This window comes from Novosphingobium lindaniclasticum LE124 (assembly GCF_000445125.1).
Taxonomy (GTDB): Bacteria; Pseudomonadota; Alphaproteobacteria; order Sphingomonadales; family Sphingomonadaceae; genus Novosphingobium; species Novosphingobium lindaniclasticum.
This window is the reverse complement of sequence record NZ_ATHL01000060.1, coordinates 1-11,653: the sequence shown is the minus strand read 5'-3', so window position 1 is coordinate 11,653 and position 11,653 is coordinate 1. Positions and strand designations below refer to the sequence as shown.

At 63.9% G+C, this 11,653-nt stretch carries 9 protein-coding genes; 7 read left to right on the top strand and 2 right to left on the bottom strand.

What is annotated here, in order from left to right; translation table 11 throughout:
• A partial coding sequence (locus L284_RS33325) for an amino acid permease (protein ID WP_235054338.1) occupies positions 1 to 1,299 on the bottom strand: 1,299 nt, incomplete at its 3' end.
• Between the two features lie 38 nt (positions 1,300 to 1,337).
• The gene (locus L284_RS33320; RefSeq protein WP_021233649.1) at positions 1,338 to 2,672 is read right to left on the bottom strand and encodes an aminotransferase class III-fold pyridoxal phosphate-dependent enzyme; all 1,335 of its coding nucleotides are present in this window, start codon (positions 2,670 to 2,672) and stop codon (positions 1,338 to 1,340) included.
• 137 nt (positions 2,673 to 2,809) lie between these two features.
• On the opposite strand from L284_RS33320, the gene pdxR reads away from it, so the two are divergent.
• The 7 genes from pdxR to L284_RS33285 all read left to right on the top strand — a co-directional run bounded on the left by pdxR (position 2,810) and on the right by L284_RS33285 (position 11,353).
• Positions 2,810 to 4,276, top strand: a complete 1,467-nt coding sequence (gene pdxR / locus L284_RS33315; RefSeq protein WP_021233648.1) for a MocR-like pyridoxine biosynthesis transcription factor PdxR — start codon at positions 2,810 to 2,812, stop codon at positions 4,274 to 4,276.
• A gap of 99 nt (positions 4,277 to 4,375) precedes the next feature.
• Complete coding sequence (locus L284_RS33310) at positions 4,376 to 5,869, top strand: aldehyde dehydrogenase family protein (protein ID WP_021233647.1); 1,494 nt, start codon at positions 4,376 to 4,378, stop codon at positions 5,867 to 5,869.
• Positions 5,870 to 5,885: 16 nt separating this feature from the next.
• The gene (locus L284_RS33305) at positions 5,886 to 6,626 is read left to right on the top strand and encodes a TSUP family transporter (RefSeq protein WP_021233646.1); all 741 of its coding nucleotides are present in this window, start codon (positions 5,886 to 5,888) and stop codon (positions 6,624 to 6,626) included.
• A 110-nt stretch (positions 6,627 to 6,736) separates the two neighbouring features.
• Positions 6,737 to 7,858 (top strand): alanine racemase, encoded by a 1,122-nt coding sequence (gene alr / locus L284_RS33300; RefSeq protein WP_021233645.1) that lies wholly within the window; start codon positions 6,737 to 6,739, stop codon positions 7,856 to 7,858.
• Positions 7,855 to 9,105 (top strand): D-amino acid dehydrogenase, encoded by a 1,251-nt coding sequence (locus tag L284_RS33295; protein ID WP_021233644.1) that lies wholly within the window; start codon positions 7,855 to 7,857, stop codon positions 9,103 to 9,105. Before alr ends, L284_RS33295 begins: the two co-directional genes overlap by 4 nt.
• A 136-nt stretch (positions 9,106 to 9,241) precedes the next feature.
• Positions 9,242 to 10,156: a tyrosine-type recombinase/integrase gene (locus L284_RS33290; RefSeq protein ID WP_021233618.1), complete on the top strand. Its 915-nt coding sequence runs from the start codon at positions 9,242 to 9,244 to the stop codon at positions 10,154 to 10,156.
• A gap of 3 nt (positions 10,157 to 10,159) precedes the next feature.
• Positions 10,160 to 11,353, top strand: a complete 1,194-nt coding sequence (locus tag L284_RS33285; protein ID WP_021233619.1) for an IS91 family transposase — start codon at positions 10,160 to 10,162, stop codon at positions 11,351 to 11,353.
• Positions 11,354 to 11,653 lie beyond the last annotated feature (300 nt).

Genomic DNA, 11,653 nt, shown 5'->3' with positions numbered 1-11,653 from the left:
GAGCGGCAGCTGCTGATCGGGAATGAACGCCATCGCGGCCAGGATCGCGAGCATCCCTGCAATCGCCACGTAAGTCAGCCAAGGGAACAGCCACATCCGCACGACAAGTCGCTCGGGGTTTTCAGCCTCCAGCCGCCGACGCAGGCGCAATTGCGAGAAGGCAACCAGCAGATAGACGAAGAGCGCAACCGTCCCATAGGAATTGACCAGAAACGCGAAGACCGTGTCCGGCGAAACATAGGACATGAACACCGCGACGAAGCCGAAGCCGCTCCCCGCCAGCGTCGCCGCCACCGGCACGCCGTTCCCGCTCACCCGCGCCAGAAGTGCCGGGGCATGGCCGTTGCGGGTCAGCGCGAAGAGCATGCGCGAGGAGGCATAGAGCCCGGAATTGAGCGCGGAGAGCACGGCCGTCAGGATGATCGCATTCATGATCTGCGCCGCCGCAGGGATTTTCATGGCGGAAAGGGCGCTGACATAAGGCGTGACGATCGTCGCCGAGTTCCACGGGATGATCGCCACGACCAGCACGATGGAGCCGACATAGAACAGTAGCACCCGGCTGATCACTGAATTGGTCGCCTTGGCAACCGCACGGGCCGGCTCGTCGGCTTCAGCGGCCGCGATGGTGACAATCTCAGCGCCGAAGTAAAACCCGGTCGCAGCCACCGCGCCGGTCAGCACCGGCAAGATGCCGTTCGGTGCAAAACCGCCATGTCCGGTCAAATTGGCCAGTCCCGGCCCCGGCGTGAACCACATGCCCGCAACGAACAGTCCGCCCAGCACCAGAAAGACGACAATAGCGGCCACCTTGATCGAGGCGAACCAGAACTCGAACTCGCCATACGAGCGGACCGAGAACAGGTTGCTCACGGTCAGGGCCAGCATCAGCGTCAGAGCCAGCAGCCATTGCGGCACTTCGGGCAGCCAGAAGCGGATGAGGTCCGCCCCCGCGATCGCCTCCAGCGCGACGACGATGACCCAGAAATACCAGTACATCCAGCCGGTCAGGAAACCCGCCATGTCGCCCAACGCGATCCGCGCATATTCGTAGAACGAACCGATCGTCGGCATCGCCGTCGCCAGTTCGCCCAGCATGCGCATGACCAGAATGACCAGTAGCCCGGTCAGCAGAAACGAAATGCTGGCCGCCGGCCCGGCCGACTGGATCACTACCCGGCTACCAACGAACAGCCCCGCTCCGATCACGCCCCCCAGCGCGATCATCGTCATGTGCCTTTGCTTGAGCGTGTGGCGCAGGTCGGGCTGCGCCTCCAGAACAGGTACATCGTGTATCAAGGCAACCCCCATCTGCGCGGCCCGCGCCTGCATGACGATCAATCGGCGAGTTCGGTCAGCACGTCGCGCAAGGTATCCACCAGCGTGTCGATCTGGCCGGTCTCCATCACGAAGGCCGGCGCGATGATCGCAGCATCACCTGTGGTCTTGAGGTGCAGGCCTGCATCGAACAGACGCTTCTGGACGATATGGCCGCACAGCCCCGGCCGCTCCGATGGTGCCAGATCGACGCCTGCGAGCATGCCGTAACCACGCACGTCGGTGACCAGCGCGAGGTCCTGCAAGGCTTCGATCCGATCGAGGAAATAGGCAGATGCCTGCCGCGCGCGGTCGAACAGCCCCTCGTCGCGGTAGATGTCGAGAGCGGCAAGACTGGCGGCGCAGCTCGCCGGATGGGCGGAGAAGGTATAGCCGTGGAAGAACTCCACCTGCCCGTCCGGCGCCTTGTCCACGATAGTGTCGTGGATCTCCCGCGAGACTGCCACCGCCGCCATCGGCTGGGCCCCGTTGGTGATCGCTTTGGCCATGGTGATGATGTCCGGCACGACGCCAAAAGCCTGCGCCGCATAGTTATGGCCGAGACGTCCGAAGCCGGTGATCACTTCGTCAAAGATAAGCAGGATGCCGTGGCGCGTGCAGAGTTCGCGCAGCCGTTCGAGATAGCCCTGCGGCGGCACCAGCACCCCGGTCGAACCGGCAATCGGCTCCACCACGCAGGCCGCGATGTTCTCGGCGCCGTGAAGCGCAACCAGACGTTCGAGATCGTCGGCCAGTTCAGCGCCGTACATAGGCTGGCCTATCGTACCGCGGTTCTGCTCCAGGAAGGTGTGCCGCATATGCACGACGCGAGGCCCTGCTGGACCGAAAGCGCGCCGGTTTGGCACCATGCCCGACAGTGCCACGCCGCCGAAGTTCACGCCGTGGTAGGCACGCTCGCGCGAGACGAACAGGTCGCGCCCGCCCTCGCCCCGCGCCCGGTGATAGGCCAGCGCGATCTTGAGCGCCGTCTCTACCGCTTCAGAACCGGAATTGCCGAAGAAGATGCGGTCCATGCTTTCCGGCGTCAGCGCCGCGATACGCGATGCCAGCCGGAACGATTGCGGATGGCCGCGCGTGAAGCTGGGCGCATAGTCGAGCGTCAGCAACTGGTCGCGAACGGCATCGGCGATCTCGGTGCGTCCGTGCCCGGCGGGCGTGGTGAACAGACCCGAACAGCCATCGAGGATCTGCTGGCCCCGCTCGCCGTAGTAATAACAACCCTCGGCGCGGCAAAGCATCTTGGGTTCGAGATGAAAATCCCTGTTCGCCGTGAACGGCATCCAGTGGTGCGAAAGGTCCGGCCGGTTTCCGGAAAGCGGTGCTTGCGTATCCATGACAATCATGATTGGTTGTGCAACGCAGCATTTGTAGTTCCAGTCGCCGACAAAACGATGGGTACAGATGTGACAGGGGACGCATCAACGTGCTTGACCAACCGGCCAGAAGACGACGCCAACGATCCGACCCGCTGATGTGGGCGCCGCTGTTCGGCATCCAGGACGACAGCGTCCGCACCCTGCAATTCCAGATCCGCAGCCGGATCGTCGATTCCATTCTCGACGGCACGTTGCCCGCCGGCACGCCGCTGCCATCCAGCCGGAAACTGGCTACGGAGTTGAAGGTTTCGCGAAACACCGTCATCCTTTCTTACCAACAGCTGGTGGACGACGGGTTTCTCCACGCGCGCGAGCGCAGCGGCTTCGTGGTATCCTCTCAGACACAGGAACGGAGGGTCGTCCCACCAGTCGAACCACGGCAGCTACCGCCGCTGGTCGAAGACCTGAACTGGGAAGCCCGGCTGCGTTCACAGTCCTCTCGCTATCGCAGCATCGAGAAGCCCACCAACTGGCAGGCCTACAAATATCCGTTCCTTTACGGCCAGTTCGATTCCTCCGTTTTCCCGATCAACGCCTGGCGCCAGTGCTGCCGTCAGGCGCTGGGCGTGCTGGAACTGAGCGACTGGGGACGCGACACCATCGACGAGGACGATCCCCTGCTGATCGAGCAGATCAGGACGCGCATCCTGCCCCGGCGCGGCATCTGGGCGGACAAGTCCGAGATCATGATCACGCTTGGCGCGCAGCAGGCCCTGTTCCTGCTGTCCGAAGCGCTGTTTTGCGAAAAGACCGTCATCGGCCTCGAAGATCCCGGCTATCCCGACATGCGCAATATCGCCCGGATCAAGGGCGCGCGCGTGCAGCCGCTGCCGGTGGACGAACACGGACTGATCCCGCAGCCCGGCCTCGCCGCCTGCGACTATGTTCACGTCACACCGAGCCACCAGTGCCCGACTACAGTAACGATGCCGCAAACGAGGCGGCGCGAATTGCTGGACTATGCCCGCCAGAGCGGGGCAGTGCTGATCGAGGACGATTACGACAGCGAGACCAGCTTCGACAACGCACCACAGCCTGCGCTCAAGGGCCTCGATGACAGCGGCCGGGTGATTTACGTGAGCAGCCTGTCGAAGATCCTCGCACCGGGACTGCGACTTGGCTTCGTGGTTGCCGACGCGCGGCTGATACGCGAACTGCGCGCCCTGCGCCGCCTGATGGTGCGGCACCCACCGCTCAACAACCAGCGCGCCATCGCGCTGTTCCTGTCGCTTGGACACTACGAACCGCTGATCCGCCGATTGACCGGGCTCTACCGCCAACGCGCGCGGGTTCTCGGCGATGCCCTCAGCCATCATATTCCCTCCGCGAAGTTCCGCCCGGCAACCGGCGGTTCGTGCATCTGGCTCGAATCGCCACAGGGGTTCAACGCTACCGAATCCGCCCGCCAGTGGCGCAGCGAGGGGCTGCTGTTCGAACCGGGCGATGTCTTCTTCGACGACCGCAGCGCAGGCCGCTCGCACATTCGCCTCGGTTATTCAGTCATCCCCGAAGCCCGGATTGAACCCGGCGTACGGCTGCTTGCACAGGCCATCGGCGGCTGAACGCCCGCAAGCGGTGTGGCTCACCGGAATGCGCTAACTGGCCCTACGCCACTGGCGCCACCACGAGGCAGTGAGACGTAACCAACAGGAGGTTACGCCATGCTCGCCGACAATACAGACCTGATCCAGCCCACTTGCTCCAACGATAGTTATGCGGGCGGCCACTTCATCGCCGGTCAGTTAGTTGCGGCGGCAAGTGACGAGACGTTTGTGGTCACTAATCCGGCAACTGGACGCGAAGTTGGTCGTGCCGCGCTGGGCAATGCGCGCGATGTCGAAAAGGCCGTCGCCGCAGCGGCCAAGGCTCGCCAGCAATGGGCCGCCGTCCCCGTCCGCGAGCGCGGCGCGAAGCTCGCCCGTGGTGCCACGCGCCTGCTCGAGCAAGCCGAGGAGATCGCCCGGTTGCTCGCGCTGGAAACCGGCAAGGCGATCCGTACGGAATGCCGTCCAGAAGTCCTGACCGCTGCCGATATCGGCACGTTCTACGCCGGGCTTGGCTCCGAACTGAAGGGCGAGACGCTGCCCTTCCGGCCCGACCTGCTCTCGGTAACCATCCGCGAGCCGCTGGGCGTAGTGGCCGCGATCCTGCCGTGGAACGTTCCGCTGGTGCTGATGATGCTCAAGATCGCGCCGGCCCTTGTCGCCGGCAACACGGTGGTCGTGAAAACCGCTGAGGAAGCACCGCTCGCAACGCTTATGGCAGCTCGGATTTTGGCGGAGGAACTACCTGCCGGCGTGCTCAATGTGATCCACGGCTTCGGCCCCGAATGCGGTCAGCCGCTGGTTGAGCATCCGCTGGTCGCCAAGGTGACGTTCACCGGCTCGCAGCCGGTGGGCGAGACGATCTACGCGAGCGCTGCCCGCAAGCTGATCCCGGTATCGCTGGAACTGGGCGGCAAAAGCCCGATGATCGTCATGGCCGATGCCGATCTTCCCAAGGCGGTCGCAGGCGCAATCGCCGGCATGCGCTTCACCCGGCAGGGCCAGAGTTGCACCGCCGCCAGCCGCATCTACGTCCACGAGACGATCTACGAGGACTTCCTCACCCGCCTCGCCGCGGAGACGCGCAAACTGAAGATCGGCGACCCTCTCGACGAAACCACCGATATCGGCACCATCATCTCACAGGATCAGATGGAACGCATCACCCATTTCATCGCCATCGGCCGCGAGACGCCTAACGTACGCATGATCGTCTGCGGCACGGCACCCGACGACGCAAACCTCGATCCCGCCCTCTTCGCCCTGCCCACGCTGTTCGCCGACATTCCCGACGAGAGTCCGCTGATGCGAGAGGAGATCTTCGGCCCGGTCGCCTGCGTGGTGCCCTGGAGCGATTATGAAGACGTATTGGAAGCCGCCAACGACACTGACTTCGGCCTTGCTGCAAGCGTCTGGACCAATGACCTCGCCAAAGCACTTGACGCCACTCGTCGGCTCGATGCGGGCTATGTTCAAGTCAACCAGAACCTAACGATCCAACCCAACCTTAGTTATGGCGGGTTCGGCAAGTCGGGACTCGGCAAGGAGGCTTCGCTGGAAGCCATGCTGGAGCATTTCAGCCGCAAGAAAACCATCGTGTTCGCCGGCTAAGGCTACTGAAGAAGCAATGGGCGGCCTCGACCTCTCCACCCTTTTCGCCACGAGCGCGATGGTTTTCGTGGCCGCCATCCTACGCGGGTTCACTGGCTTCGGTTTTGCCCTAGCGGCAACGCCGTTGCTGGCACTCCTGCTTCCACCTGCCCAGGTCGTACCGACAGTGCTTCTGCTACAGGTCGGCTCAAGCCTGATCGGGCTGAGAAAGACGCTGGAACACCAAGACCGCGCTTCTACCTGGCGGATAGGGGTCGCCGCCTGCATCGCGACGCCATTCGGCGTTGCCCTGCTCGGCATCATTCCAGCCGATCTTGCCCGCGTGATAATCGCTCTGGTCTCCCTTGCCGGGATAGCCTCCCTTCGCGCCGGCTTTCGGCTGGACCGCGAGCCAAACCGCCGGTTGGCCATGGCGACCGGGCTTATCGCCGGGCTCTTGGGGGGGTTATGTGCCATGTCTGGTCCCCCGGTGATCGCCTATTTCCTGTCGCGCCCTACGCCCTCGATACAGGCAAGGGCATCGATGATCCTGATTTTCCTCATGACAGGCATCATCGGACTTTTAACGGGTGCGACAACCGGACTGTTTACGATGGCGATTGGCGTCGAGGCGGCCTTGCTCGCTCCCTCAATGATAGTTGGGACGTGGCTGGGGAGCAGTCTGTTCACGCGTGCCCCGGACAGCCTGTTCCGCAAAGCCGCATTCGCGGCGCTGGGCCTGATCGCACTCATGAGCCTTGTAGCGGCGCTTCGCTGACGAGCGGGCGCCTGAGGGTCATCATTTCGCGGCGCGCCTGGGGACCGCCACAATTCGTTAGGTGATGCGGTTTTCATCATCATCATCACCCCTCGCGGAAAGGAAAATCATTGATTGCCGGAGCACACCTGACCATCGATCTGGAGGCATTGGCCGCGAATTACCGGCTTATCCGAGATCGCGCGGCGCCTGCTGCCGTTGGCGGTGTAGTCAAGGCGAACGGCTATGGCCTTGGCGCAGTGGAAGTCGCCCTTACCCTGATCGGCGAAGGGTGCCGCCATCTGTTCGTAGCCTTGCAGGGCGAGGCGGAGGCGCTCGTCCCGGAGCTTCCCCATGGCATTCCAGTCTACATCCTCAACGGCCTGCTGCCGGGAGGAGACGCGGCCTGCGCGGCAGTGGGCGCGGTCCCAGTGCTCAATTCGCTGGATCAGATCGAACGCTGGTCCGCCGAGGCGTCTGCGCGACATGCGCGGCTGCCAGCTGTGTTGCAAGTCGATAGCGGAATGTCGCGCATGGGCCTGCCCGCGGACGAGATCGAGCATCTCCTCGTGCGGCCCGAACTGCTCCGGTCAATCGATCTGCACTTCATCATCAGCCACCTTGCATGTGCGGACGAACCCGGCAACGCCATCAACGGCGCGCAGGAGACCCGCTTCCGCGCAATCGCGGCGCATTTCCCAGGTGTCCCGCTTGCGCTCGACAATAGCGGCGGCATTTTCCAGGCGCGCAGCCGTTTCGATCTCGTGCGCGCAGGCATCGCACTTTACGGCGGTGCGCCGCATGGCAACGCACCGAACCCGATGCAGGCAACCGTCGCACTCGAAGCCCACATCGCCCAGTTGCGAACGATCCCGGCGGAAACCGGTGTCGGCTACGGACTTACCTTCAAGACCACGCGTGAAAGCCGCATCGCCACCATTCCAGTGGGCTATGCGGATGGCTGGCCGCGCTGTCTGGGTAACAAGGGCGCAGCTTACATCTCCGGCATTCGCGTGCCGATTGCCGGGCGCGTATCGATGGACAGCATTACGCTGGATGTGACCGATGTTCCTGACGAACATCTCTATCCCGGGGCGCCGGTAGAACTGCTCGGCCCGCATCAGAACATCGATCAGGTCGCTGCCGACGCAGACACCATTTCCTATGAAATCCTCACCCAACTCAGCCGCCGCTACGAACGGGCCTATCTGCCCGCCGGGACCCGCGCACGCATCAGGAGCATCACCCCATGAAGATCGCCATTCTCGGCAGCGGCGTCATCGGCGTTACATCCGCCTGGTATCTGGCGGAAGCCGGGCACGAGGTCGTCGTGATCGACCGTCAGAACGGCCCGGCGCTGGAAACCAGTTTCGCCAACGCCGGCGAAATTTCGCCGGGTTATGCCTCGCCCTGGGCTGCACCTGGCATTCCGATGAAGGCTCTGCGCTGGTTGACGATGAAGCATGCGCCCCTGATCCTACGCCTCCATGCCGACCCGGCGATGCTGCGCTGGCTTTTCGCGATGCTTGGCAACTGCAACGCCCGTGACTATGCGATCAACAAGAGCCGCATGGTACGCCTTGCCGAATTCAGCCGCGACTGCCTTATCGCGCTGCGCCAAGATACCGGCATCGCATATGACGAGCGCATGCAGGGCACTCTACAGCTGTTCCGTGAGCAGAAGCAGCTGGACGGCATCGGCAAGGATATCGAAGTCCTCAAGGCAGACGGCATACCCTTCGAAGTGCTCGACAAGGCCGGCTGTATCGGCGCAGAGCCGGGGCTTGCCGCCAGCGCAGCGCCGATCTCCGGCGGCTTGCGCCTGCCCAACGACGAAACGGGCGACTGCTTCAAATTTACCAATGCCCTTGCCGCGATGGCTGCCAACAACGGCGTGCGTTTCCTCAACGGCACCTCCATCCACCGGCTTGTCGAGGAAAGCGGTCGGATCAGCCATGTCGAGACCGATCAAGGCAAGTTGATGGCTGACGCCTTTCTCGTCGCCATGGGCAGCTTCTCGCCGCAACTGGTAGCGCCATTGGGCATCCGCCTGCCGGTCTACCCGGTCAAGGGATACTCGCTGACCGTGCCCATCGTCGATGAGCCCCGCGCTCCGGTTTCCACGCTGCTGGACGAGAGCTATAAGGTGGCTATCACTCGGCTTGGCGACCGCATCCGCATCGGCGGGATGGCCGAAATCTCCGGCTACTCCCGCGATCTGTCGCCCGCCCGCCGTGCCACGCTGGAGCATTCGGCCGCCACCCTGTTTCCCGGCGCGGGCGATATGGCGCAGGGCAGTTTCTGGTGCGGCCTCAGGCCGATGACGCCGGACAGCACGCCGGTGATCGGCGCCACTAAAGTTCCGAACCTGTTTCTCAACACCGGTCACGGGACGCTTGGCTGGACGATGGCATGCGGTTCGGCCCATGTGATCGCCGATATTATCGCAGGACGCAAAGCGGCTATCGAAACGGCGGACCTTGCCATCAGCCGTTATTAATTCCTTGTACGAACCCGCTGGCGCGGGATTGGCGGCCGGGTCTGATGTCGTGCTGACCTCGCCGTCGACGCGTCTGGCTTGAGCCGGTTCGAGCGGGGGCAGACCCTATCGACTCCTTCAACCAAGGAGTCGAACGATGAACACCACCACCGTTATGATGCCCGTCCGGACGTTGCGCGAGCGCATGGCCGAAGACATGGACCTGCGCCACCTGTCACGCGCCACGCAGCGCAACTATCTGCGGGATGTGGCGCGGTTCGCCACCTGGCTGGGCCGTCCTCCTGATACCGCGACGGGTGAAGATCTGCGCCAGTTCCAGCTCGACCAGCGCGAGGCGGGGCTCGGCGGACCTACGCTGAACAGCATCGTGTCCGCGCTGCGCTTCTTCTACACGCATACGATCGACCGCCCGGACCTGACCCGCAAGCTCTACCGGGTGAAGCATCCCCGGTCCTTGCCCACGGTGCTCAGCCGCGAGGAAGTGACGCGGATGCTGGGCGCGACGACCAGCCTCAAGCATCAGGCCATCCTGTCCGTCGCCTATGGCGCGGGCCTGCGCGCTTCGGAAGTGTCCAAACTCAGGGTCAGCGATGTCGATGGCGAGCGCATGCTGCTCCGAGTGGAATGCGGCAAGGGTGGCGGGCATCGCAACGCCATGCTCCCGAATGACCTGCTGCATCTTCTGCGCGCATGGTGGAAGGAGGGACGAGATCAGGGCGTCATGCACCGCGATGGCTGGCTGTTCCCGGGGCAGCATTATCTCAAGCCCATCTGCTATCGACAGATACATCGCATCGCGGCCGAGGCAGCACGCGCTGCCGGCATCACGAAGCGGGTCGGACCCCATACCTTGCGCCACAGCTTTGCCACGCATCTACTCGAAGATGGGATCGACATCCGCATCATCCAGGCGCTGCTCGGGCACGCGAAGTTGAACACCACGGCGCTCTACACCCAGGTGGCAACCCGCACCTTGAGGAACGTGGTCAGTCCGCTCGACAAGCTGGCTGTGCTCCCGGCTCCTCGATCGCAGGCATCGCCAGACGGTTGAGGCGTGCGCGCCGGCCATGAGGTCGCCGACATATTCCGCGCTGCCGGGCCGGCCTACCGCGCGGCCCACACCGGACATCTGAGCCTGACACAGCTCAAGGTCATGACGGCGATCGAGAACTGCCGCACCGCTGCCCTGGGCGGTCATGTCGAGGCCTGCGAGGACTGCGGGCATTGGCGGATTGCCTATAACAGTTGCCGCAACCGGCACTGCCCCAAGTGCCAGGGTGCGGCGGCGCGTACCTGGCTGGCGGAACGCGAGGCCGATCTGTTGCCGGTGGGGTACTTCCACGTCGTCTTCACGCTGCCAGCGCAGATCGCCGGGATCGCCTTCCACAACAAGGCGCTGCTCTACGACCTGCTGTTCCGCGCGGCGTCCGAGACCATGCTGACGATCGCGGCGGATCCCAGGCACCTCGGCGCGCGCATCGGCATCACTGCCGTGCTGCATACATGGGGTTCGTCGATGACGCACCACCCGCATGTGCACATGGTCGTGCCGGGCGGCGGCATCGGCCCGGGCGGGACGCGATGGATATCCTCGCGTCCCGCCTTCCTCCTGCCGGTCCGTGTCCTGGGCAAGCTGTTCCGCCGGCTATTCCTGACCCGGCTGATCCAGTTCCACGATAGCGGTAAGCTCGCCTTCTTCGGATCGCTCGCGCCACTGAGCGAACGCCGCGCGTTCCTGCGTCATATCGCTCCGGTCCGTAAGAAGCGCTGGGTGGTCTATGCCAAGCCGCCGTTCGCTGGCCCCGAAGCGGTGCTGGCCTACCTGTCGCGCTATACGCACCGGGTCGCCATATCGAACCGGCGGATCCTGGCCTTCGATGGCGCTGACGTGACCTTGCGCTACAAGGATTACCGCCGGGATGGGGCAGATCGCCAGCGCATCATGACGATCCCCGCCGACGAGTTCATCCGGCGGTTCCTTACCCATGTCCTGCCGCGCGGCTTCCACCGCATCCGGCATTACGGCCTGCTGGCGGGCTCTCGTCGCCAGGCCAGCCTCGGGCTTGCCCGCGACCTGCTCCAAGTCGCACCCGAACCTGAAGCGCCCGACACCGAAAAGCCGACGGACCTGCGCCCGCCATGCCCCTGCTGCGGCGGCCCCATGATAATCGTCGAAACCTTTGAGCGCTGGCGGCAACCGCGTGCCCCACCGGAAATGCTCTTGTCTACCCGGGAAACCGCGTCATGACCCGGCATGGCCCGACCGTCATCCCTCCCGCAACACTTCGCTCGCGGGACCGGACCTTCGTCGCGCCTATCGCCATCTTCATGGCGCAAGAACGCCTGCTGCGGGTCCGACGATGCTCCATCGGTATCGCCGACCATGACGGCGGCGGGCTTATGGCCAACCCATGTCTGCGTCCGCAACGAAGCACATCAAGCTCCAGACGGCGCCGAAACTGAAATCCCCATAGCGCATTTCTTGCCGATCCGCGGGTCGTACATGTCCGGGTTTGCGTACGCCTGCCGGCGCCCGAAACCCTTCGAC

What these genes read in the sequence shown, in the direction of transcription:
- L284_RS33305 (WP_021233646.1), top strand. Translation starts at nt 5,886, where the DNA reads ATGGGCGGCCTCGACCTCTCCACCCTTTTCGCCACGAGCGCGATGGTT.
- pdxR (WP_021233648.1), top strand. Translation starts at nt 2,810, where the DNA reads ATGTGGGCGCCGCTGTTCGGCATCCAGGACGACAGCGTCCGCACCCTG.
- L284_RS33320 (WP_021233649.1), bottom strand. Translation starts at nt 2,672, where the DNA reads ATGGATACGCAAGCACCGCTTTCCGGAAACCGGCCGGACCTTTCGCAC.
- L284_RS33290 (WP_021233618.1), top strand. Translation starts at nt 9,242, where the DNA reads ATGAACACCACCACCGTTATGATGCCCGTCCGGACGTTGCGCGAGCGC.
- L284_RS33310 (WP_021233647.1), top strand. Translation starts at nt 4,376, where the DNA reads ATGCTCGCCGACAATACAGACCTGATCCAGCCCACTTGCTCCAACGAT.
- L284_RS33295 (WP_021233644.1), top strand. Translation starts at nt 7,855, where the DNA reads ATGAAGATCGCCATTCTCGGCAGCGGCGTCATCGGCGTTACATCCGCC.